The organism is Streptomyces sp. NPDC012508 (genome assembly GCF_042902595.1).
Taxonomy (GTDB): Bacteria; Actinomycetota; Actinomycetes; order Streptomycetales; family Streptomycetaceae; genus Streptomyces.
The window spans coordinates 151699-174000 of sequence record NZ_JBIBEO010000012.1 but is presented as its reverse complement, the minus strand read 5'-3'; the positions used below and the strand labels follow the sequence as shown (position 1 = coordinate 174000).

The following is a 22302-nucleotide window of genomic DNA, read 5'->3' as shown; positions in this document are numbered from 1 at the left end:
AAAAGACCGTAGCAGATAGTTCCGTTGCAGACTATCTTTTACGGATCGAAGAGGATCGACGGTGGATCGATGAGCGGCTCGGTGGTGGATCGGCGGGGGGATCGACAGGTGGAGCGGCGGGTGGATCGGCGGGTGGCTCGGCGCGGCTCGGCGCGGCTCGGCGGCCCGGCCCGTCAGCCCTTCTGGCGCGCCCGACGGGCCGGCCGCGCACCCTCGACCGGTGTCTCCAGATGTCCGGTGACCAGGCGGTTCAGGGCGCGCAGCAGCACCTCGCGCTCCTTGTCGGGAAGCGAGGCCAGGGCGCTCTCGTGCACCCGGTCGACGATCTTCTGGCTCTCCGCCGCGACCTTCGCACCCTCCTCGGTCACCGCGATGATCCGCGCCCGCCGGTCGGTGCTGGAGGGCCGGCGTTCGGCGAGCCCGGCCTTCTCCAGTGCGTCGACGGTGACCACCATCGTGGTCTTGTCCATGTCTCCGATCTCGGCGAGCTGCGCCTGGGTGCGCTCCTCTTCGAGGGCGTGCACGAGGACGCAGTGCATACGGGGGGTGAGCCCGATCTCTCCCAGCTCCGCGGTCATCCGTGTCCGCAGGACATGGCTGGTGTGGTCCAGGAGGAAGGAGAGGTCCGGTTCGGTGCGTGTGGGTGCCATGGCTGTCATGTCAGCCAGGGTAAGCCCGCTCGATCCGTAGCGGATTATCAGGAAGCGGACGACAGGCTCCCCCCGGCCCCTGCCCACGGGCTCACCCGCCCGTTGCCGGCAGCCTCACCCCTCCTTCCGGTCGCGGCCCAGCAGCTCCGTGATCCGGAGGAAGCCGTCGGTGCCGTGGCCCAGGCCGATGGTGCGGCGGGCGAGGCCTTCGGCCGCGCGCATCACGCCGGCGTCGATGCCGTGCGCCTCGGACGCCTCGATGATGTGCGCCATGGACGAGGCCGCCGAGGTGATCGGATTGCCTTCGCCGGAGAACGTGCCGTCGTCCACCTCTGCCCCGTCCTCTCCGAAGGCCGGCGCGAGGATGGCGCCGATGCCCCGGGCGAACGGCGCCAGCTCCCGGGCGGTGATGCCTTCCGCCCGCGCGACCGCCAGGGCGTGGGCGTAGCCCGCCATCGCCGTCCAGAAGATGTCGAGCAGCGCGATGTCGTACGCCGCCGCCCGGCCGATCTCCTCGCCGAGATGGGTGTGCGTACCGCCGAGAGCGTCCAGAACGGGCCGGTGCGCCCGGTAGAGGTCCTCCGGGCCACTGTGGAGGAACACCGCGTCCGGGGTGCCGATGGTGGTCGTCGGCGTCATGATCGCGCCGTCCAGGTAGCGGATGCCGTGCTCGGCCGCCCAGGCCGCCGTGGACCGCGCCCGGGCCGGCGTGTCGGCGGTCAGATTGACGACCGTACGACCCTTGAGCGCGCCGGTGACCGCCTCGCGCCGCAGGACGGCGTCCGCCGCGTCGTAGTTCACGACGCAGACCACGGTCAGCCCGCTCGCCGCGACCGCCTCCTCGGCCGAACCGGCGCCGACCGCGCCCCGCGCGACCAGCTCCCGGTCCCGCCCCGGTGTCCGGTTCCAGACGGTGGTGCGCAGCCCGGCGTCCAGGAACGAGGCCGCGAGAGCCCGGCCCATCGGCCCGAGGCCGAGTACCGTGACGGAGGACTGATCGGTCTCCGATGACATGGTCCAACTCCTGTGTGAGTAGTGAGAATCCGTGAGAAAAGGGGCGAGAATGACGCGCAGTCGTGCCCAGGACACGAACGTCTGCGGAGTGACCGCCGCGATCGCCGTGATCGACGGAAAGTGGAAGACGGCCCTGCTCTGGCAGCTGGAATCCGGTCCGCGCCGCCCCGGCGAGCTGCGCCGCGTCCTGCCCGGCCTCAGCGAGAAGGTGCTGACTCAGGCGCTCCGCGAGATGGAGACCGACGGCCTGGTGCACCGGGAGGTGTACGACACGCTTCCGCTGAAGACCGAGTACTCCCTGACGGAGTTCGGCAAGGAGCTCTCGGAGGTGCTCGGGCCCCTCTCCGACTGGGGGCACCGCCGCCTCGAGAGACTCACCGAGGCCCGCTCGGTCTCCTGACCCATCGCGCCGCCACTCCGTCCCGTCCCGTGATCCGGCGGCCCCGCGACCGCCCTCCACAAGGTTCGCCGGGTCGCCGCGCGCCGCCAAGTACCCACAAATAAGTGGCTACACGGCGGGCAGACGACCACAGGCGACACGTGCGGTGAGGCGCGACACTCTTGCAAGCGCCTGCTTGCAATAGTTAGCGCCGGATGGCATCGTCACGGGCATGGCATCACTCAACGTCGGCAATCTTGGCGAGTACCTCCGTGAGCAGCGGCGCACCGCGCAGCTGTCGTTGCGGCAGCTCGCGGAGGCCGCGGGGGTGTCCAATCCGTATCTGAGCCAGATCGAGCGCGGTCTGCGCAAGCCCAGCGCCGAGGTGTTGCAGCAGGTCGCCAAGGCCCTGCGGATCTCCGCCGAGACGCTGTACGTGCGGGCCGGAATCCTCGACGAGAAGGAGCGGGACGAGCTGGAGACGCGCGCCGTCATCCTGGCCGATCCCTCGATAAACGAGCGGCAGAAGCAGGTGCTGCTCCAGATCTACGACTCCTTCCGCAAGGAGAACGCCGCCGAGGCCGCCGAGGCCGCGGAGGCGGCCGACACCGCCGGCACCGCAGATGCCACCGGCGCCACAGCCGGACCCACCCCGAGCTAGTACGTACACATCCGGGAGGACCACCACCATGGCCATCATCGAAGAACTGCGTACCCCCCTCTACTTCGCCGCCGGCACCGCCGACCTCGCCGTCCAGCAGGCCAAGAAGGTCCCGGGCCTGATCGAGCAGATCGCCGCCGAGGCTCCCGCGCGGATCGACGCCGTGCGCAACACCGACCCCAAGGCCGTCCAGGAGAAGGTCACGGGCCGGGCCAAGGAGGCCCAGGCCACCGTGCAGTCGAAGCTCGCCGAGGTCGTCGGCACCCTCGACACCGACCTGAAGAAGATCGGCGAGACCGCCCAGGACCTGGCCCTGCGGAGCGTCGGCGTGGCCGCCGAGTACGCGGTCAAGGCGCGCGAGAAGTACGAGGAGGTCGCCGCCCACGGCGAGGAGGCCGTCAGGGCGTGGCGCGGTGAGGTGGCCGACGAGATCACCGAGATCGCGGTGGTCGTGGAGCCGGAGCCGGCCACCGCGCCGGAGGCGAAGAAGGACGAGACCAAGGTCCAGGTGCCCGCCGCCAAGACGGCCGGGACCGGCGAGACCCCCGAGGCGTCCAAGTCCGCCCGCAAGACCACCGCCCGCAAGGCGCCCGCCAAGAAGCCGGTCTCCGCCACCGAGAAGTAACCCCCCGGGGCGCCGATCAGGGTGTCCGGTGCGTCGTACCGGGTACCTTGGCCGCGAGGGCCCACATCACTACCTAGGCGGTTCAGACATGTTGCGCGACGGATTCGACCTCGGTCTCTCCCTGGTGACGGACCTGGTCTTCCTCGGCTTCGCCGTCGTCTCGTTCGTCTTCGCCGCCATGGCACGCGAGGACGCGTATCGCGCGGCCGAGAAGCAGACCAAGAAGTTCTGGCTGATCATCCTCGGTATCAACCTCGTCCTGAACCTGGTTCTGGACATGTTCTTCCTGCAGATCGCCGGCGTCATCGCCGCGATCGTCTTCATGGTCGACGTGCGGCCCGCCATCAAGCAGGTCTCCGGCGGGGGCGGCGGCCGGCGTGGCGGGTCGAGCAGCGACGGTCCGTACGGTCCCTACAACGGCGGCCGCTAGCGCCGTACGTCGTCCGTTCCTACGGACGCAAGCGGAACCAGGCGGACCCAAGGGGCCCGGGGCTATCCCCGGGCCCTTTCCAGTGCCAGGACCGCCACGTCGTCCGTCAGCTCCCCGCCGTTCAGCGAGCGCACCTCCGTCACCGCCGCCTCCAGGAGCTCCTCGCCCCGCAGGCCCTCCGCCAGCTGCCGGTTGATCATCTCGACCATCCCGTCCTGGCCGAGCCGCGGCGAGCCGGGGCCCGCCGAGCGCCCCTCGATCAGACCGTCGGTGTACATCAGCAGGCTCCACGCCCCGCCCAGCTCCACCTGACGCCGTGGCCAGCGGGCACGCGGCAGCAGGCCGAGGGCCGGGCCGCCGTCCTCGTACGGGAGCAGCCGCGCGGGTCGGTCCTTGCGGGCGATCAGCGGCGCGGGGTGTCCGGCCAGGCAGAGGCCCGCCCGGCGCCCGTCGGGCGCGATGTCGACCGTGCAGAGCGTCGCGAAGATCTCCTCGCTCTCCCGCTCGTGCTCCAGGACGCGCTGGAGCGTGGAGAGCAGCTCGTCGCCGCACAGGCCGGCGAAGGTGAGCGCCCGCCACGCGATGCGCAGCTCCACGCCCAGCGCAGCCTCGTCGGGGCCGTGCCCGCACACGTCGCCGATCATTGCGTGGACCGTGCCGTCGGGGGTGCGGACGGTGTCGTAGAAGTCGCCGCCGAGCAGCGCGCGGGAGCGGCCGGGCCGGTAGCGGGCGGCGAACCGCAGGTCGGAGCCCTCCAGGAGCGGGGTGGGGAGCAGTCCGCGCTCCAGCCGGGCGTTCTCCTGGGCCCGCAGCCGGGACTCGGTGAGCTTCACCTGCACCGCGTCGGCCCGCTTGCGCTCGACCGCGTACCGGATGGCCCGGCTCAGCAGCCGGCCGTCGAGCTCCTCGCGGAAGAGATGGTCCTGCGCGCCGACCCGTACGGCCTCCGCCGCCAGCTCCGCGTCGGCCGAGGCCGCGAGCGCCAGGACGGCGTGGCGCGGCGCGAGCCGCAGGATGTGGCGCAGGGGCGCGAGCGTGTCGTCGCCTGCCGCGCGGGGTCCGGGCAGGGCCAGGTCGACCAGGACACAGTGCACGTCGTCGGTGAGCAGCCGTTCGGCCTCGGTGAGGTTCCGGGCGGTACGGATGCGGACGCGGGTCCCGTCGACGTCGTCGAGCATCTCGGGTACGGCAAGGGCACCCGCCGGGTCGTCCTCGACGACCAGCAGGGTCAGATCGGTGCCTGTCGCAGCGGGCACAGCGCCGGGCGCCTCAGCAGAGACGATTCTCTGGCGCGGTACGGGTACGGGCATCGGTCGTGGTTTCCTTCCCTCCCCCCGAGGGCGCGGCGGGGCGACGAACGACGTCCCGCCAGACGGGGACCATAGCGGTACGGCACCGGGCAGCGGAATGGCGATCACGGTACGAGCACCGATGGTCCCTTGGCATATGCCGCGCATGGGGAGGTTGTTGCCCGCGAGGCCATGACGAACATCACGCCGGACGGCGTCCGGAAGATGTCCCTCCGGTGGTGCAGGTCACGCCGGGCGGACGACTCCCAGGATCTCCATCGAGCCCGCGCCCGCGAGGGTCACGTTCCGTCCGGGGCGCGGCGCGTGGACCATCGCCCCGTTTCCGACGTACATCCCGATATGACTGGCGTCCTGGTAGTAGACGATCAGGTCGCCCGGCCGCATGTCCTTGATGTCCACCCGGGGCAGCAGCCGCCACTGCTCCTGCGAGGTGCGCGGGATGTTCCGGCCGGCCTTGCCCCAGGCGCGCTGGGTCAGCCCGGAGCAGTCGTACGAGTCCGGGCCCTCGGCGCCCCAGACGTACGGCTTGCCGATCTGCGCCGTCGCGAACTCCACCGCCCGCTTGCCCTGCGGCGTCGCCGTGTCGCTCAGGCCCTTGAGGACGCCGGTGTCCAGCCAGGCGGTCTGCGCCCGGTACTGCTCCTGCTCCTCCAGGCGCCGCAGCCGCTCCCGCTCCTCGGCCGCCAGCTCGGACTCGAGCTTCTTGGCCGCGGCTATCTTCTCCTCGATGTCCTTCTTCGCCGTGGCCTGCTTGACGCGGTTGGCCTCCAGCTTGGTCCAGTTGGTGCCCGCGTCCTTGGCGTAGACGGTCAACTGGGCCTGAGTCACGGTCATTTCGGCCAGCAGGTCCTTGGTGGCCTTCTGGCCCTCCTTGAGCCGGCCGGCGTTGTCCAGGAAGAGCTGCGGGTCGTCGGTGAGGACGAACTGGGCGCCTTCCGGAAGCCCGCCGTTGCGGTACTGGGCTCGGGCCGCCGCGCCCGCCTGGGCCTTGAGGGCGTCGATCTTCTCGCGCCCGGCGACGATCATCTTGGCCAGCCGCACGATCTCGGCGGACTGCTCCTCGGTCTGCTCCTCGGCGAGGTTGTACGCGTCGGTGGCGGCGGCCGCCTTCCGGTACAGGCCGTCGATCTCCTTGCGTACCTCTTCGAGGGTCTTCTTCGGAGCGGTGGGCGGCAGAGGGGCCGCGGGTGCCGCGGGGGCCGCCTTCGGCGCGGCCGGGGCCGCCGAGGCCTGGAGCGTCAGCGCGGGTGAGGCCAGCACCGTCAGGGCGCAGACCACGGTGATCGCGGCGTTGACACAGCGGCGTCGGTTCACAAGCTCCCCCTCGTACGGCCCGCACCGGTATCTGATTTACCGTCAGTAACTTAGTGGTGACCTTGGCGATAGTGCCACGCGAAACGTGAAAGCAACAGGGGATACCGGGCCCTGTCGGGTCACTTTCCCCCACAGGGGACGAGTGAGGTGGGTGTTGCGTTCCATTCCTGCCGTGAATTCACCGGCAGTTGGCGCCCGGATGGCCGCTCGGACGACGGGTGGACGATCTCCGGCCGAGGCGACGGCGGGCGGGGGAGGAGGGGTTGGCCGGGCGCGCCGTCAGGTGTGCGGTCGGCGCGGTGCCAGTGCCTCCCAGCGGACCGTCACTTCACCCTGACGCCACCGCCGGTGCCCGTCCGTCAGGGGCCAGTCCGCCGCCAGGTCGCGTACGGCCCGGATCCAGCGCTGCCGCGCGCCGAGCGAGGCGTACGGAGCCGCCGCCGCCCACGCCCGGTCGAAGTCGCGCAGGAACGCGTGCACCGGCTCGCCCGGCACATTGCGGTGGATCAGCGCCTTCGGGAGCCGCTCCGCGAGGTCCGACGGCCGGTCGAGCGAGCCCAGCCGGGTCGCGAACGTCACGGTCCGCGGCCCGCTCCGGTCGAGCGCGACCCACACATGGCGGCGCCCGATCTCGTCGCAGGTCCCCTCGACGAGCAGCCCTCCGGGCGCCAGCCGCGCACGGAGCCGCTCCCAGACGGCGGCCACCTCGTCCTCGTCGTACTGCCGCAGCACGTTCGCGGCCCGGATCAGCGCGACCTCGCCCGGGACGGGGACCTCGAAGCCGCCGTGCAGGAAGGTGAGGCCCTCGCGCTCGTACGGGCGGGCGGCGGCGACCCGGGCCGGTTCGATCTCGATGCCGACGACCTCGGTGCGCGGGTCGGCGGTCCGCAGCCGGGCCAGGAGCTCCACGGCGGTCCAGGGGGCGGCCCCGTATCCCAGGTCGACGGCGACGGGCGGCTCGGGGGAGCGGCGCAGGGCCGCGCCGTGGACGGCGGCGATCCAGCGGTCCATGCGGCGCAGCCGGTTGGGGTTGGTGGTCCCGCGGGTGGCCGTGCCGACGGGGCGGGTGGGGGTGGTGCGCGGGGCCATGGGACGAGGGTACGGGGCGCTCCATGCCGTGCCGACACGGCAATGAATTGGCAAAACGGAAATGGATGGCGCCATTCCGGTGTTGTGCGGCGTGAAGGACGCGGTGCGCGTCCCTTTTGCCGTGCCCGCACCACCGCAAGGCCGCTTCACCTGCAAGTCCCGCACCACCTCAAGGCCCGCTATCCCCCTCAGCGGAAGGACCGTCGACGTGAGCCAGTACGTGTCCCGGCTCGCCGGCTCCCTGGCGACGCCGTCCCGGCTCCGGCTCCCCGGCCGTCACCGGACCCCGCGCCGGGTGGCCATGCTCAGCGTCCACACCTCGCCCCTCCATCAGCCGGGCACCGGCGACGCGGGCGGTATGAACGTCTACATCGTCGAGCTGGCCAAGCGCCTGGCCGCGATCGACATCGAGGTCGAGATCTTCACCCGGGCCACCACGGGCGGCCTCGCCCCGTCCGTCGAGCTCGCCCCGGGCGTGCTCGTACGGCATGTGGACGCCGGGCCGTACGAAGGCCTGGCCAAGGAGGAGCTGCCGGCCCAGCTCTGCGCCTTCACCCACGGTGTGATGCGGGCCTGGGCGGGCCACCGCCCCGGCTACTACGACCTGGTCCACTCCCACTACTGGCTCTCCGGCCACGTCGGCTGGCTCGCCGCCGAACGCTGGGGCGTCCCGCTCGTCCACGCCATGCACACCATGGCCAAGGTCAAGAACGCGGCGCTCGCCGAGGGCGACACACCCGAGCCCGCGGCCCGCGTGATCGGCGAGACGCAGATCGTCTGCGCCGCCGACCGGCTGATCGCCAACACCGCCGAGGAGGCCGACGAGCTCGTCCGCTTCTACGAGGCGGAGCGGGGAAAGGTCGCCGTCGTCCACCCGGGCGTGAACCTGGACCACTTCCGCCCCGCCGACGGCCGGGCCGCCGCCCGCGCCCGGCTCGGGCTGCCCGCCGACGCCTTCATCCCGGTCTTCGCAGGCCGTATCCAGCCGCTGAAGGCCCCGGACATCCTGCTGCGTGCCGCGGCCGTGCTCCTGGACCGCGATCCGTCGCTGCGCTCGCGCATGGTCGTACCGATCGTCGGCGGGCCGAGCGGCAGCGGCCTCGCCAAGCCCGAAGGGCTGCAGAAGCTCGCCGCCCGGCTCGGCATCGCGGACGTCGTCCGCTTCCACCCGCCGGTCGGCCAGGACCGGCTCGCGGACTGGTTCCGGGCGGCATCGGTGCTGGTCATGCCGTCGTACAGCGAGTCCTTCGGCCTGGTCGCCATCGAGGCGCAGGCGGCCGGGACCCCGGTCGTCGCGGCGGCGGTGGGCGGACTTCCGGTCGCGGTACGGGACGGTGTCACCGGCTTCCTCGTCCCGGGCCACGACCCGGTCGACTACGCCCGCGCGCTCGCGCGGTTCGTGGCCGAACCGGCGCTCTCCGCCCGGATGGGCGCGGCGGCGGCCCGGCACGCGGAGTTCTTCGGCTGGGACACGGCGGCCTCGGGCACGTCGGACGTGTACACGGCGGCGATGCACGATCATCGCCGTCGCGTACGCTCGCTCCATGGCTGAGCGAGCTGAGCAGGCTGCGGACGTACGTCGGGTCGTCGAGGACACCTTCAAGGACGCCGAGCTGGAGTGGGAGTCACCGGAACCGGGCTCGTACGTGGTGAAACTCCCGGGCACGCGCAAGCTCTTCACCACCCTCTCGCTCCGCGTCGGCCGCCACTCCCTCTCCCTCAACGCCTTCGTCATCCGCCACCCGGACGAGAACGAGCCGGGCGTCCACCGCTGGCTTCTCGAGCGCAATCTCAAGCTGTACGGAGTGAGTTACGCGGTCGACGGCCTCGGCGACATCTATCTGACCGGCAAGCTGCCGCTGGCCGCCGTCACCCCGGACGAGCTGGACCGTCTCCTCGGCTCGGTCCTCGAAGCGGCGGACGGCTCCTTCAACACGCTGCTGGAGCTCGGCTTCGCGAGCGCGATCCGGCGCGAGTACGAGTGGCGGGTCTCGCGCGGCGAGTCGACCCGGAACCTCGACGCGTTCACGCATCTGACCCAGAAGCCCGCGAACTGACCGCCGGTCCTTCGTAGCTGCGCGACGCCGTAGGGCGCTGCACGACCCCTTCCGTACCCGCCGTGGCCGTGCCATGCTCGCCGCCGTCGCGCATATGAATGGCGTTCACATCCATGAAAGGCGGGCTCATGGGAATCAGCAGAAGGCAGTTCGTGGGAGGTGCGGTGGCGGTCGGGGTGGCCGCCACGACCGGCTTCCGGCCGGCGGGGCCGACGCCGCTCTGGAAGGAGTACGCCGACTCCCCGTACACCCACCCCCAGATCCCCTACATCGGCCGCTCCGGCGCACACGGCGGCGCCACCCGGCGGCCCCGCCCGCCCGTCGTCGCGAACGTCCTGTCCTACGGCGCGGCCCCCGACGGCTCCGCCGATTCGGCCGCCGCCATCAACCGGGCGCTCGCCGAGGCGGGGGAGCGCGGCGGCGGCACGGTGCTCGTCCCGCCCGGCACGTACCGCATCGACGACTTCCTCCACATCGGTCACAGCGGCGTCGTGCTGCGCGGCGCGGGCTCGGGGCGGACGAGACTCCTCGCCACGAAGCACCTCACGGAGCTGATCGGCCCCTACGGTTCGCGCTACGGCGGCGACAAGTCCTCCTGGTCCTGGGCCGGCGGCCTCATCTGGCTCGCCCCGCACGCCCGCCACGCCTCCCTCGTCGCCGCGATCCGCGACCGCGCCTGGCCCTTCGAGGGCTGGACCGGCAACCGGCGCGACGAGTGGGAGACGCTGACCACCGTCCGCCCCGGCCGGCGCGGCGACTGGTCCGTGACGGTCGACGACCCGTCAGCCGTGCGGCGCGGACAGCTCGTCCTGCTCCGTCTCGCCGACGACGCGGGCCACACGCTCCTGGAGCACATGGCGGGCGGCGGGGCCGGACCGGAGGCGTACCACTGGGACGACAAGACCAAGCTGACGTCGTACGTGCCGTACGAGTGGCCGGTCCGCGTGGTGGCCGTACGAGGCCGGAAGGTGACCCTCGAACGACCCCTTCCGCTGGACGTCCGCCCGGAGTGGGACCCCCGCCTGACGACGCTCGCGGAGCCGCTGACGGACGCGGGCGTCGAGGGGCTGACCCTGGAGGCGGTCGAGACACCCCAGGCCCCCCACCTCCTCGACAAGGGCTACAACGGCGTCACCTTCCAGTGCGCGTACGACTGCTGGGCCGAGGACGTCGTCGTACGGCATGTGGACAACGGCTTCGGTCTCGTCGCCGCCTCCGCCGTCACCCTGCGGCGCACCCGGGTGGAGGGGCGGGGCTCCCATCACCCGTACTTCTGCCGCGAGGGCGCCCACGACAATCTGATCGAGGACTTCCGCATCGCGGCCCGTACGGTCCCCGCACCGGCGGGCACCCAGCTCCACGGCATCAACGTGGAAGGGCTGTCCAGCTACAACGTCTGGTCGCGCGGCGTGATGGAGATGGGCACCTTCGACACGCACCGGGGCATGCCGTTCGCCAACGTACGGACGGAGATCACGGTCGAGAACAACGGGAGGCACGGCGGCGACGCCTCGGCCGGCCCGCTGTACGGGGCCCGCTTCACCCACTGGAACGTGACGGTGACCAACGGCCGGGCGGGCCTCGTCAAGATCGACACGATCGCGCCGTACAGCGCGACCGTCGGGATCAGCGAGGTGCGGGAGTTCGACCAGATCGACGTACCGGACTTCACGGGGGAGCTCCACGCGCGCGTGGAGGCGTACGGGAATCCGGGGGCGGTACGCCCCCGGAACCTGTACGAGGCGCAGCGGATGCTCAGGCGCTGACGGTCTTGTCGGCGGGGGTCTTGTCCACGGGGGTGCTGTCGGCGAGGGCGCGCTCGACGGCGGCGGGGTCGAGGGCGGCCGGGGCGAGGGCGGTGGGGTCGACGTCCGTGCCGCCCTTGCCGGTGATCGTCTGGCCCTGGGCCTGGCCCTGGCCCTGGGGCTGGCCCTGGGGCTGGGCCTGGGCCTGGGCCTGCCCCTCGCCCTCGTCGAGGACCCTGCGGAGGCGGGTGGAGTAGCCGAGGGCGGCGACGGCGCCGATGACGCCCGTCCCCATCCAGAGGAAGTCCGGACCCGGTCCGTCGACGACCCAGCCCGCGAGGATCGGCGCGAGGAAGCCGGACAGCGCCCAGGACATGCCCATCACGCCCTGGTAGCGGCCCCGGGCGTGCTCGGGGGCGAGCTTGGCGGTGGCGGCGGCGTTGGTGGGGACGTGGACCATCTCGCCGATGGTCCACACGACGACGGTGACGGCGAAGACCAGCGGCGTCCCGGCGAGCGCGGTGGCGCCGGTGCCGAGCGCGAAGAGCAGCGAGGAGACGGTGAGCAGCATCGCGGGGGAGCGCTTGTCGGTGATCTTGTTGACGAGCAGCTGGAAGGCGACGATCACGACACCGTTGACGGCGATGACCGCGCCGTACGCACCCGGCTCCAGACCGGCCGCGGCCATGGAGAGGGGAAGGCCGACCCAGGGCGCGGTGAAGACGAGGCAGACGAGGAGGTTGAGGAGGACGAGCGTGCGGAAGGGGGCGTCGCGCAGGACGTCCAGGACGCTGACGCGGTCCTTCTCGACGAGCTCACCGGCCGGGTCGCGGCGGGCCTCGGGTCGGGTCTCGGGGAGGCGCAGGAAGACGATCAGCGCGCAGAGGGTGACCGCGGCGGCCTCGATGAGGAAGAGGGCGCGGTAGCCGAGGAAGATCGCGGCGCCACCGCCGAAGGCGGCGACGGCGAAGCCGAGGTTGAGGGCCCAGTAGTTGAGGGCGAAGGCCCGGCGGCGGTCGTGCTCGGGGACCATGTCGGTGATGGTCGCCTGGATGGACGGCCGGACGGCCTGCATGGAGACGCCCATCAGCAGGACGACGCCGGCGACGCCCCAGGCGGTGGTGACCAGGGCTAGGGCGACGGCGCAGGAGGCCGTCACCAGGTGCATGGTGACCATCGTGGGCCGGCGGCCCCACTTGTCGGTGAGCGTGCCGCCGAGCGGGGAGCCGGCGACGCCGCCGAGACCGTGGAGGGCCACGACGAGCCCGGCGAACCAGGCGGAGTGGCCGAGCTCCTGGGTGAGGTAGAGGGAGAGGAAGGTGAGGACGAAGGCGCCGGTCCGGTTCACCAGGGTGGAGAGCCAGAGCCACCAGAATCCGCGGGGGAGCCCGGATACGGTCGCGCGCGCTGATCGTCTGAGCGAGTCGATGGACATGTGTTGCCGGCCCCCGTGATGTGTAAGTCCCTCTAGTGGCGCTCGTAACTTACGCATCTCATACGCCGGACGCCAGCGAATTGACGGTGCGCGTCAACCGTCGGGCGTCGATTAGGCTCGGGCGCATGGCCGACGCACCGTACAAGCTGATCCTCCTCCGCCACGGCGAGAGCGAGTGGAACGCGAAGAACCTGTTCACCGGCTGGGTGGACGTCAACCTCACCGAGAAGGGCGAGAAGGAGGCGGTCCGCGGCGGTGAGCTGCTCAAGGACGCCGGTCTGCTGCCCGACGTACTGCACACCTCCCTGCAGAAGCGCGCCATCCGCACGGCGCAGCTGGCGCTGGAGTCCGCCGACCGCCACTGGATCCCGGTCCACCGGTCCTGGCGTCTGAACGAGCGCCACTACGGTGCGCTCCAGGGCAAGGACAAGGCGCAGACGCTCGCGGAGTTCGGCGAGGAGCAGTTCATGCTCTGGCGCCGCTCGTACGACACCCCGCCGCCGGCGCTCGAGGACGGCACGGAGTTCTCCCAGTCGGACGACCCGCGTTACGCGACGATCCCGCCGGAGCTGCGCCCGCGCACGGAGTGCCTGAAGGACGTCGTCGACCGCATGCTGCCGTACTGGTACGACGGCATCGTCCCGGACCTCCTGGACGGCAAGACGGTCCTGATCGCGGCCCACGGCAACAGCCTGCGCGCGCTGGTCAAGCACCTGGACGGCATCTCGGACGAGGCCATCGCGGGCCTGAACATCCCGACGGGCATCCCGCTCTCCTACGAGCTGGACGAGAACTTCAAGCCCCTCAACCCGGGCGGCACCTACCTCGACCCGGAGGCGGCGGCCGCGGCGATCGAGGCCGTGAAGAACCAGGGCAAGAAGTAACCCTGACGCACGATAAGGCCCCCTACCTGCTGGTTCTCAGCGGGTAGGGGGCTTCTTCGTGCCCGTGGGCCGTCTGTGGGCCGTCAGGGCGACGGTGCCGCGTAGACGGACGCGATCGCCTTCCGGGTCCGCTCACGGCTGCTCGGCATCAGGTGGGCGCATACGCGGAGCGTCAGCCCAGGATCCGAGTGGCCGAGGTATTCGGCCAGGGCCTTGACGTTCTCTCCGGCGTCGAGGACCTTCGCTCTCTCCGCACTTGTAGAGAAGGAGACTGGCCTAACCGCCTACGACCCCCAGGTTGAGATGCCTCTGACAGAGAGCTCTCCCCAGCAGGCCCCAAGTTGCTTCGGGACGAAGAGGTCACGGGCCAAATCCCGCCACCCTGACTCAGAAGTACAAGTTCAGAGCCACCTAGACCGCCAGATCACCTTCCGTTGCAGGAACCTCTTGCGGCTACGCTAGGCGCGCGATTGCCAGGGCAGCGAGCTGCGAGGTGGCGGCAGAACTTGGGGGCGGAGTGCAGCCGGACAGTGGCCTGGGCGTTGGTCTCAGCCCGAGGGAGGCAGCCGCCCTCCTGTTGGACAAGATTCGTCAGGGCAACGGCTACGCCCGCGGCAAGAAGAAGCGGTTCAGTCGAAGTGCCGCCGTCACTAAGGTGGCGACGCTTGTACTGTCCGCTGCGTCCACCGTCATCCTGGGCCTGCAGAACCTCGACGCGTGGGCCGGTCTGGCCTTGGCGTGTGTGGCGCTGGTGACGTTGCTGGGAGCCGTCGAACCGTTCTTCAACTGGCGCTCCCGGTGGGTTCTGATGGAGGAAGCGCAGTACCGGTTCCAGCGGCTTGCCGATGACCTCGAATACCTCGTGGCATCGACGGCCGCCGACGACCTCACGTTCGATCAACTGAACGAGATCTTTGGCCAGTATCAGGCGATCTGGGGCGACCTAAGCCGCACATGGCTGGAACATCGTCGAGAACCCGCGCCGTCGACCAATGCCTAGAGGTGATCGGCTGAAGTTCAGACGGGGCGCATCGAGAGTGTTGGCGTCAGTCGAGTGCGGCAAAACTGGGCCGTCCCTGGACCGTCCGAGGCTGCTCGACTGTGGCCAATGACGACCAACGACGACCACTAGGCCCACGACCCCACCGCCCCTGAGCAGCAAAAACCCAGCTCACCAAGATCCCCGGCAAGACCCAGGGCAAGAAGTAACCCTGACGCACGAAAGGGCCCCCTCCCTGCCGGTTTCCGGCGAGGAGGGGGCTTCTTCGTGCCTGGGGCCGGTGCGACGGAGGCTCCTCCTCCGTGCAACTCGCCTTCTGTCCCTGGTGCGGTGTGCGTCCGGGCAACAGTCTGACGATGGATCAGCGACCTGGCCTGGCGCCCTCGTCCTCGCGCGCCGCCGCCGCGCGCGCCGCTGACCCCGCCCCGGTCCCTGACCCGGCTTCTGATGTACGGAAAGCCCCTGCTCGCCGAACTTCCCGGTGGGCAGGGGCCTGTGCGTGCGGCGCGCCGGGATTCGTCCGCGCTCCGGCAGAGGGACGATGGGGGCGGAGGTGGGATCCATGGGCCGGTACGTAGAAGCCAACGGAACCAGGATCTGGACCGAGAGCCGTGGCCAAGGGCCGGACGTCCTGTTGATCGCCGGGCTGAGCGACCCCGTCGAGGCCTGGCAGGCGCAGCTCGACGGGCTCTCGGACCGGTACCGGCTCATCGCCTTCGACAACCGGGGCTCGGGGCGTACGCCCCTGCCCGACGAGCCCGTCTCCCTGGCCACGATGGCCGACGACGCCGCCGGAGTGCTCCGCGCACTCGGCGGCGACGGGACGCAGGCGCACGTCCTCGGTTTCTCCGGCGGCAGCGCGATCGCGCAGGAGCTGGCGCTCCGCCATCCGGAGGCCGTACGCAGCCTCGTCCTCATGAGTACCTGGGCGCGGGCGGACGCCTACTTCACCGCCATGGGCCGCTTCTGGCGATGGATGGCGGCGGAAGCGCCCGACGAGCGCGCCATGCTGGAGGCGTTCTTCCTCTGGATCTACACGCCGCGCGCCCACGCCGACGGCACGGTGAAGCAGATCGTCGACGAAGCGCTCGCCTTCCCGCACCCGCAGTCCGCCGAGGCCTTCCAGCGTCAACTGGAGACGTTCACCCAGCACGACACGCTCGACCGGCTGCCCGCCATCACCGCGCCGACCCTCGTCCTCGCCGGCGAACGGGACATCACCACGCCGCCGCGCTTCGGGCGCGTCGTGGCCGACGCCATCCGGGGCGCTCGCTTCGAGGTCCTGGAGGGGGAGGCCCACCAGCCGTTCCAGGAGTCCCCGGACATGTTCAACGCCCGGGTCGACGCCTTCTGGCAGGAGTTCGAGAGCGGCACCCTGCCGTCCTGATCCTCAGGTGCCGGCCTACGTGCGGCCGCCGCCCGGCATATTCACGAGCGAAGATCCCCGGCCCGTCGGTAGCCTCCGCGTCATGTCTACCGCGCTCCGCCTGGAGAAGATCACCCCCGACAACGTCGACGCCGCGATCGCCCTGCGCGTGCATCCGCACCAGGAGAAGAACGTCGACCCCGTCGCGAACTCGCTGGCGGAGGCGTACGCCTTCGGTGAGCCCGCCTGGCCCCGCCTCATCTTCGACGGCGACGAGCTCGTCGGCTTCCTCATGGCCTTCCTCGACATCCAGTGGGCCCCGAAGAAGGACCCCGACGACTACCGCAGCGGGCTCTGGCGACTCAACATCTCCGCCGATCACCAGGGCAAGGGGTACGGGCGCTTCGCCGTCGAGGCCGTACGCGAGGAGATACGGCGGCGGGGCGGCAGCCTGATGTACGTGTCGTGGGAGGCGGACCAGGACGGCCCCGGCGACTTCTACCGCAAGCTCGGCTTCCGCGAGACCGGCGAGACGACCGGGGGCCAGCCGGTGGGCGTGCTCGAGGTGTGACGCGAAAGGCCCCGCCCGGGAGCTTCGGCTCCCGGGCGGGGCTTCACGCCGCGCGGCTACCCCGAGCAGCCCCCGCACTGGCACGGCCCGCCGGACTGGCAGCCGCAGCCGCAGCCCGAGCCGCACCCGCAGGCGCCGAGGACGGGCAGGAAGACCGCACTACGCGGCGCCTCCTGCTGGGGGTCGGTGGTGGTGGCGGATTCGGCCATGGGGGTCCCTCCTCGAAGGCGTACGTCGCCTCCCCCCATTGCATGCCCACCCCGCCGGGCGCATCAACGGCGCACAGAAGTGCGAACACCTTCCCGCCGGGCGAGGCGGCCCGCCCCGTAGACCCGCGCCACGCGGTCCGTCCGATCGCACGGCCCCGGTCGCCGGGACAGGTCCCGCGTCGCGGAAGCCCCGCGCCGGACCAGGCTCGGGCGCCGGGCAGGCTCGTGGGCGGGACAGGCCGGACGCCGCGTGGCACGCGTCGCCCGCTCCCGGCCCGCCGAGCAGGCCGGCTGCCGGTCGGATCACCGCCGCGAAAGTCCCGCCGACGACTCCAGGCTCCGCCGTCGGCCGGGGGAGGCCCCCGCCGGGCAGCCCTCGCAGGCCCGCCGTCACGCAGGGCAGCGCGGACCGCGCCCCTGCGGTAGCGGCGTCACGCCGATGGGTGGCGTCACGCCGAAGAGCGGCTTCGCGCCTTCGGCGGCCGTTGCGCGACGCGACGCCCCGTCTCGCGACCGTCCCGCCGAGCAGGCCCGGCTACCGAGCGGGGCCCGCCGCGATTCGGCCAGCCGAGGGACGGCGGGTCCGCCTCGCGCCCGCCGGGGCCCTCGCGGCCCGCCGAGAGGCCCGCGGCCCGCCGAGGGCCCCTCGGGTCGGGCCGTCACCCGCCCAAGACCTAGACCTAGGCCCAGGCCCAGGCCCAGGCCCAGGCCAAGCCCCAGGCCCCCCGACCGTCCCGCCGCCCGCCCCAGGGCTACGCGCCTTCGACCGGGGCGTCCGACTGCTGGAGTTCGTCCGCGTGCTCGCCCGTCACCAGGTACACCACGCGCTTCGCCACCGACACCGCGTGGTCCGCGAACCGCTCGTAGTAGCGGCCCAGCAGCGTCACGTCGACCGCCGTCTCGATGCCGTGCTTCCAGCGGTCGTCCATCAGGTGCTGGAACAGCGTCCGGTGCAGCAGGTCCATCTCGTCGTCGTCCTGCTCCAGCTGGAGCGCCAGGTCGACGTCCTTCGTGATGATGACCTCCGCCGCCTTCGCCATCAGGCGCTGCGCCAGCTGACCCATCTCCAGGATCGTCGCGTGCAGGTCGCGCGGCACAGCCGTCGCCGGGAACCGCAGCCGCGCCAGCTTCGCCACGTGCTGCGCCAGGTCGCCCGAACGCTCCAGGTCCGCGCTCATGCGCAGCGAGGTCACCACGATCCGCAGGTCCGTCGCCACCGGCTGCTGGCGGGCCAGCAGTGCTATCGCCCGGGCCTCCAGGTCGTGCTGCAGGTCGTCGACCTTCTGGTCCGCGGCGATCACGCTCTCCGCGAGCTTCAGGTCGGCGTCGAGCATGGCCGTCGTGGCGCGCCCGATCGCCGACCCGACCAGGCGGGCCATCTCGACCAGGCCCTCGCCGATCGAGTCAAGTTCCTCGTGATACGCGTCCCGCATCGATGTCCCTCTCTCGCAGATGTCCGGGGTCCCGTCGTGCTCGGACCCCCACGCTCCCACGTTCGACCCCGTACAAGTCGGGTGCGTCCACCCCAAGTGAATGAGCTCTTTCACCCCGGTGAACTCTGGGCGACGTACGCCGTCGTCCCGAACGGTCCAAATGAACCACCACCGTCCCCACGGTGAACTCTGGGCGACGACTGTTCGAGCAGCCACACGGACGGCTGGGAGAGTGTCCGTCGGCCCGCATAACCTTGATGGCATGGACGTGAACGCGGCGGTCGCCGCATTGGCCGCGATCGCCGGGGTGTGCACCGGCGTGATCGCCATGCTGGCGTTCCGCTGGAGCGAGCGCGACCAGGCGCGGCCCACCCGGACCTCCCTGCACACCGACGCCGTGCTCCCGCCCGGCGTTGACACCGTGCTCTCCGTGCTGCGCTCCTCCGCGGTCGTGCTCGACGAGAGCGACTCCGTGGTCAAGGCCAGCTCGGCGGCGTACGCCCTCGGACTGGTCCGCGGCGGGAAGCTGGCCGTCGAGCCGATGCTCAACATGGCCCGCGACACCCGCCGCGACGGAGAGATACGTCAGGTCGAGCTCGACCTGCCCCGGCGCGGTACCGGACGCGGCGAGGCCCTCGCGGTCTCCGCCCGTGTGGCACCGCTCGGCTCCCGCCTGGTGCTGCTCCTGGTCGAGGACCTGACCGAGGCCCGCCGTATCGAAGCGGTACGGCGCGACTTCGTCGCCAACGTGAGTCATGAGCTCAAGACTCCGACGGGCGCCCTCTCCCTGCTCTCCGAGGCCGTCATGGACGCCTCGGACGACCCCGAGGCGGTCACCCGCTTCGCCGGCCGCATGCAGATCGAGGCGACCCGCCTGACCAACCTCGTACAGGAACTCATCGACCTCTCCCGGGTGCAGAACGACGACCCGCTGGAGGACTCCGAGCCCGTACGGGTGGACGAACTGGTCGCCGAAGCCATTGACCGCTCCCGGCACGCCGCCTCCACCAAACAGATCACCATGGCCTCCGGAGGCACCGCGGACCTGCACGTATGGGGCAGCCGTGGCCAGCTCGCCGCGGCGCTCGGCAACCTCGTCGAGAACGCCGTCAACTACTCACCGGCCCGTACGCGGGTGGGCATCGCCGCCCGCCGCGTCGCGGCACCCGGCGGCGACCTGATCGAGATAGCGGTGACCGACCAGGGCATCGGCATCTCGGAGAGGGACCGCGAGCGGATCTTCGAACGCTTCTACCGCGTCGACCCGGCCCGCTCCCGTGCCACCGGAGGTACGGGGCTCGGCCTGGCCATCGTCAAGCACGTGGCCGCCTCGCACGGCGGGGAGGTCACGGTCTGGAGCACCGAAGGCCAGGGCTCCACCTTCACCCTGCGGCTGCCCGAGGCGGGCGCCGTGAGGGACCGCCGCCCGTCAGCCTCCCCCACCCCCGATCTCATGACCGAACCGCTCCCTGCCCCGGAGGTCCTTCCGTGACCCGAGTGCTTGTCGTCGAGGATGAGGAATCCTTCAGCGACGCCCTGTCGTACATGCTCCGCAAGGAAGGCTTCGAGGTCGCGGTCGCCGCGACCGGGCCCGACGGTCTCGACGAGTTCGAGCGCAACGGAGCGGATCTCGTCCTCCTCGACCTCATGCTGCCGGGGCTGCCCGGCACCGAGGTGTGCCGTCAGCTGCGCGGCCGCTCGAACGTCCCGGTCATCATGGTGACCGCCAAGGACAGCGAGATCGACAAGGTCGTCGGGCTGGAAATAGGAGCCGACGACTACGTGACCAAGCCCTTCTCCTCGCGGGAGCTGGTCGCCCGCATCCGCGCGGTCCTGCGCCGCCGCGGTGAGCCGGAGGAGGTCACCCCCGCCGCCCTGGAGGCCGGCCCGGTCCGTATGGACGTGGACCGTCACGTCGTCACGGTCTCCGGCGGCAAGGTCGACCTTCCGCTGAAGGAGTTCGACCTCCTGGAGATGCTGCTGCGCAACGCGGGCCGCGTCCTGACCCGTATGCAGCTGATCGACCGGGTCTGGGGCGCCGACTACGTCGGTGACACCAAGACCCTCGACGTCCACGTGAAGCGCCTGCGGGCGAAGATCGAGCCCGACCCGGGCGCGCCGCGGTACCTGGTGACGGTGCGCGGCCTCGGCTACAAGTTCGAGCCGTAAACCGAGCCGTACTGCCGTACAGCCGTCCGTACGTTCCCAGGACCGTTGGGCGTCGCGTACATACGTGAAGGGGCGCCCCGCCGGAGTGATCCGGCGGGGCGCCCCTTCCGCGTTACGGGTGTGTCAGTGACCGGTCGAGCTGCTCGCGCCGCCCGTCGGGGTCGCGGTGCCCGAGGGCGTGGTGCCGCCGGTCGGGGTGGCGGTGCCCGTCGGGGTGGGCGTGCCCTCGCCGCCGTGGCCGGCCTCGCCGGTCGGCGTCGCGGCGGCGGTCGGCTCGGCGGCCGGGGGCTGCGGGATCTCGGTGGGGCCGAACTCCGCGAAGTAGCTGGTCGCCGGGACGACGAAGGCCTCCAGGGACACGTCGCCGGTCCGGCTCAGCTTGAAGACGAGCTCCTGCGCGCCGCCGTCCTTCACGGCCTCGTGGCCGTTCGCGATCGTGGCGGAGGCGTTGCCCTTGCCGCCGATGATGACCGAGCCGCCCGCGGGGACCGTGATCGGGCCCGAGCCGGTGGCGGCCTTGAGCGCGACCGGCGCGGCGGAGCCGCCCAGCGTGATCGAGTCGAGCGTCTGCGGAGCGCTGCCGTTGTTGAACACCGTCGCGGAGACGACGGCCGGGCCGGGCGCACCGGAGGTCGGCTGGGTGATCACGATGGCGTTCTGGATCTTGACGTCCTCGACGGTGACGGCGGCGTTGTCCGGCCTGACCCCGAGTGTCTGTGCGTCGTTGCCGGCGCCACAGGCGGACAGCGAGGCGATCGAGATCACGATGGCGGTGGCGGCGAGGGCGCCGCGTCGAAGGCTGCGGCTCACGGCGGCGGCATCTCCTAGGACGTACGGACGGGCATGGACGGCCGGCTGGAGTCGAGCTCAGGACCAACCGGCTAAGGGCGAGCTAAAGGTGCGTCAGCGGGCTTAGGTTACCGAGCCACCCTCTCCGACCCGCACCCGACCCGCCCCTTCGCGCCTGCCGGCCGCGCGCCACGCTCCCCACGCCCTTCGTGATCGCCTGCGGCATGGCCGGATCACGTCGCATTGGCGCTCCGTTCACATAACCGACTTGATCAATTCGGTGACCGTCCGCGCATTACCTGGCACGCCCCGCGGAAAAACCCGACTCACACCGTCGGGTGATCAATTCGGGATTCGGTCCGAGATGCATCCGCACGGGTGACCGATCCTCGAACGGAGTACGTGAAGATGCCTGCTCTGAACCCGGCAAAACGGGACATCACGCCTCCTCCGGGGGGCTCCGGGCGGGTGTGGTGCGCGCGTTTCTCTTCGTCCGCGCAGCGGCTCCGACCTGCGAATACCGGCTTCCGGAAGCCCTGCGCAGCACGTTCGCGTCGCTGTTGTCAAGCCCTGAGATATGCCCTGACCTGCGAAAACGCCATTCAGAAGAAGCCGTATCCGTGTTACCCTGGATAGCCACGGAAGGGGTACCTGTCACATGACGTTCAAGGTTGGCGACACCGTGGTCTATCCCCATCACGGGGCCGCGCTGATCGAGGCCATCGAAACTCGCCAGATCAAAGGCGTGGACAAGACCTACTTGGTGCTCAAGGTCGCCCAGGGCGACCTGACGGTTCGTGTGCCGGCGGACAATGCGGAGTTCGTCGGTGTTCGCGATGTAGTTGGTCAGGACGGACTTGACCGGGTCTTCGAGGTGCTGCGCGCGCCGTACGCCGAGGAGCCCACGAACTGGTCCCGACGCTACAAGGCGAACCTCGAGAAGCTCGCCTCCGGCGATGTCATCAAGGTCGCCGAAGTGGTCCGCGACCTGTGGCGCCGGGAGCGCGAGCGCGGTCTCTCCGCAGGTGAGAAGCGCATGCTCGCCAAGGCTCGGCAGATCCTGGTGAGCGAGCTGGCGCTCGCGGAGAACACGAACGAGGACAAGGCCGAGGCTCTCCTCGACGAGGTCCTCGCGTCCTGAGTGAAGCGATGCCGCGGTGCCCGATGACGTG

At 71.1% G+C, this 22302-nt stretch carries 23 protein-coding genes and 1 pseudogene; 14 read left to right on the top strand and 10 right to left on the bottom strand.

Features of this window, described 5'->3' with window-relative positions; genetic code table 11:
* Window positions 1–173: 173 nt before the first annotated feature.
* Both ACFY8U_RS34610 and ACFY8U_RS34605 read right to left on the bottom strand, forming a co-directional pair.
* Window positions 174–659 (bottom strand): MarR family winged helix-turn-helix transcriptional regulator, encoded by a 486-nt coding sequence (locus ACFY8U_RS34610; protein ID WP_389576100.1) that lies wholly within the window; start codon window positions 657–659, stop codon window positions 174–176.
* A gap of 105 nt (window positions 660–764) precedes the next feature.
* Window positions 765–1664 (bottom strand): NAD(P)-dependent oxidoreductase, encoded by a 900-nt coding sequence (locus ACFY8U_RS34605; protein ID WP_389576099.1) that lies wholly within the window; start codon window positions 1662–1664, stop codon window positions 765–767.
* A gap of 49 nt (window positions 1665–1713) precedes the next feature.
* Between ACFY8U_RS34605 and ACFY8U_RS34600 the strand changes: the two genes are divergently transcribed.
* The 4 genes from ACFY8U_RS34600 to ACFY8U_RS34585 all read left to right on the top strand — a co-directional run bounded on the left by ACFY8U_RS34600 (window position 1714) and on the right by ACFY8U_RS34585 (window position 3759).
* The gene (locus ACFY8U_RS34600) at window positions 1714–2064 is read left to right on the top strand and encodes a winged helix-turn-helix transcriptional regulator (RefSeq protein WP_389576098.1); all 351 of its coding nucleotides are present in this window, start codon (window positions 1714–1716) and stop codon (window positions 2062–2064) included.
* Between the two features lie 211 nt (window positions 2065–2275).
* Window positions 2276–2704: a helix-turn-helix domain-containing protein gene (locus ACFY8U_RS34595; RefSeq protein WP_389576097.1), complete on the top strand. Its 429-nt coding sequence runs from the start codon at window positions 2276–2278 to the stop codon at window positions 2702–2704.
* A gap of 28 nt (window positions 2705–2732) precedes the next feature.
* A complete protein-coding gene (locus ACFY8U_RS34590; protein WP_389576096.1) occupies window positions 2733–3329 on the top strand; it encodes a hypothetical protein in 597 nt (198 codons plus the stop codon).
* 88 nt (window positions 3330–3417) lie between these two features.
* A complete protein-coding gene (locus tag ACFY8U_RS34585) occupies window positions 3418–3759 on the top strand; it encodes a DUF2516 family protein (protein WP_361599054.1) in 342 nt (113 codons plus the stop codon).
* 62 nt (window positions 3760–3821) lie between these two features.
* On the opposite strand, the gene ACFY8U_RS34580 is transcribed toward ACFY8U_RS34585, so the two are convergent.
* The 3 genes from ACFY8U_RS34580 to ACFY8U_RS34570 form a co-directional block, all read right to left on the bottom strand.
* Entirely contained in the window at window positions 3822–5069 is a 1248-nt protein-coding gene (locus tag ACFY8U_RS34580; RefSeq protein WP_361436910.1) for a fused response regulator/phosphatase, read from the bottom strand.
* Between the two features lie 225 nt (window positions 5070–5294).
* A complete protein-coding gene (locus ACFY8U_RS34575) occupies window positions 5295–6383 on the bottom strand; it encodes an NlpC/P60 family protein (RefSeq protein ID WP_389576095.1) in 1089 nt (362 codons plus the stop codon).
* Between the two features lie 279 nt (window positions 6384–6662).
* Window positions 6663–7472: a class I SAM-dependent methyltransferase gene (locus ACFY8U_RS34570; RefSeq protein WP_389576094.1), complete on the bottom strand. Its 810-nt coding sequence runs from the start codon at window positions 7470–7472 to the stop codon at window positions 6663–6665.
* Window positions 7473–7680: 208 nt separating this feature from the next.
* Here ACFY8U_RS34570 and mshA point away from each other — a divergent pair, with 208 nt between their 5' ends.
* The 3 genes from mshA (at window position 7681) to ACFY8U_RS34555 (ending at window position 11295) form a co-directional block, all read left to right on the top strand.
* Window positions 7681–9024, top strand: a complete 1344-nt coding sequence (gene mshA, locus ACFY8U_RS34565; protein ID WP_389576093.1) for a D-inositol-3-phosphate glycosyltransferase — start codon at window positions 7681–7683, stop codon at window positions 9022–9024.
* Window positions 9017–9529 carry a YbjN domain-containing protein gene (locus ACFY8U_RS34560; protein ID WP_361754023.1) on the top strand — a complete coding sequence of 171 codons (513 nt, stop codon included), beginning with the start codon at window positions 9017–9019 and terminating at the stop codon, window positions 9527–9529. Before mshA ends, ACFY8U_RS34560 begins: the two co-directional genes overlap by 8 nt.
* Window positions 9530–9657: 128 nt before the next feature.
* A complete protein-coding gene (locus ACFY8U_RS34555) occupies window positions 9658–11295 on the top strand; it encodes a glycosyl hydrolase family 28-related protein (RefSeq protein WP_389576092.1) in 1638 nt (545 codons plus the stop codon).
* Here the strand turns inward: ACFY8U_RS34555 and ACFY8U_RS34550 are convergent.
* Window positions 11285–12709 (bottom strand): MDR family MFS transporter, encoded by a 1425-nt coding sequence (locus tag ACFY8U_RS34550; RefSeq protein WP_389576091.1) that lies wholly within the window; start codon window positions 12707–12709, stop codon window positions 11285–11287. The two genes, ACFY8U_RS34555 and ACFY8U_RS34550, sit on opposite strands and share 11 nt — an antisense overlap.
* A gap of 125 nt (window positions 12710–12834) precedes the next feature.
* On the opposite strand from ACFY8U_RS34550, the gene ACFY8U_RS34545 reads away from it, so the two are divergent.
* Complete coding sequence (locus ACFY8U_RS34545; RefSeq protein ID WP_383167807.1) at window positions 12835–13593, top strand: phosphoglyceromutase; 759 nt, start codon at window positions 12835–12837, stop codon at window positions 13591–13593.
* 83 nt (window positions 13594–13676) lie between these two features.
* On the opposite strand, the pseudogene ACFY8U_RS34540 reads toward ACFY8U_RS34545, so the two are convergent.
* Window positions 13677–13832, bottom strand: a pseudogene (locus ACFY8U_RS34540) (integrase); the annotation flags it as partial.
* 338 nt (window positions 13833–14170) lie between these two features.
* Here ACFY8U_RS34540 and ACFY8U_RS34535 point away from each other — a divergent pair.
* The 3 genes from ACFY8U_RS34535 to ACFY8U_RS34525 all read left to right on the top strand — a co-directional run bounded on the left by ACFY8U_RS34535 (window position 14171) and on the right by ACFY8U_RS34525 (window position 16530).
* On the top strand, window positions 14171–14593 hold the full coding sequence (locus ACFY8U_RS34535; RefSeq protein WP_389576090.1) for a DUF4231 domain-containing protein: 423 nt from the start codon (window positions 14171–14173) through the stop codon (window positions 14591–14593).
* Between the two features lie 562 nt (window positions 14594–15155).
* On the top strand, window positions 15156–15980 hold the full coding sequence (locus tag ACFY8U_RS34530; RefSeq protein WP_389576089.1) for an alpha/beta fold hydrolase: 825 nt from the start codon (window positions 15156–15158) through the stop codon (window positions 15978–15980).
* Between the two features lie 82 nt (window positions 15981–16062).
* The gene (locus tag ACFY8U_RS34525) at window positions 16063–16530 is read left to right on the top strand and encodes a GNAT family N-acetyltransferase (RefSeq protein ID WP_389576088.1); all 468 of its coding nucleotides are present in this window, start codon (window positions 16063–16065) and stop codon (window positions 16528–16530) included.
* Window positions 16531–16586: 56 nt separating this feature from the next.
* Here the strand turns inward: ACFY8U_RS34525 and ACFY8U_RS34520 are convergent, their stop codons facing one another.
* Window positions 16587–16739 carry a hypothetical protein gene (locus tag ACFY8U_RS34520; protein ID WP_389576087.1) on the bottom strand — a complete coding sequence of 51 codons (153 nt, stop codon included), beginning with the start codon at window positions 16737–16739 and terminating at the stop codon, window positions 16587–16589.
* Between the two features lie 752 nt (window positions 16740–17491).
* On the bottom strand, window positions 17492–18172 hold the full coding sequence (gene phoU / locus ACFY8U_RS34515) for a phosphate signaling complex protein PhoU (RefSeq protein WP_361436928.1): 681 nt from the start codon (window positions 18170–18172) through the stop codon (window positions 17492–17494).
* A 262-nt stretch (window positions 18173–18434) separates the two neighbouring features.
* Here phoU and ACFY8U_RS34510 point away from each other — a divergent pair, with 262 nt between their 5' ends.
* Window positions 18435–19664 (top strand): ATP-binding protein, encoded by a 1230-nt coding sequence (locus tag ACFY8U_RS34510; RefSeq protein ID WP_361436930.1) that lies wholly within the window; start codon window positions 18435–18437, stop codon window positions 19662–19664.
* Window positions 19661–20341, top strand: a complete 681-nt coding sequence (locus ACFY8U_RS34505; protein ID WP_017242433.1) for a response regulator transcription factor — start codon at window positions 19661–19663, stop codon at window positions 20339–20341. Before ACFY8U_RS34510 ends, ACFY8U_RS34505 begins: the two co-directional genes overlap by 4 nt.
* 123 nt (window positions 20342–20464) lie before the next feature.
* On the opposite strand, the gene ACFY8U_RS34500 is transcribed toward ACFY8U_RS34505, so the two are convergent.
* Window positions 20465–21151: a DUF461 domain-containing protein gene (locus tag ACFY8U_RS34500; RefSeq protein ID WP_389576086.1), complete on the bottom strand. Its 687-nt coding sequence runs from the start codon at window positions 21149–21151 to the stop codon at window positions 20465–20467.
* Between the two features lie 637 nt (window positions 21152–21788).
* On the opposite strand from ACFY8U_RS34500, the gene ACFY8U_RS34495 reads away from it, so the two are divergent.
* A complete protein-coding gene (locus ACFY8U_RS34495; RefSeq protein ID WP_003953493.1) occupies window positions 21789–22271 on the top strand; it encodes a CarD family transcriptional regulator in 483 nt (160 codons plus the stop codon).
* The last annotated feature ends 31 nt before the right edge of the window (window positions 22272–22302 follow it).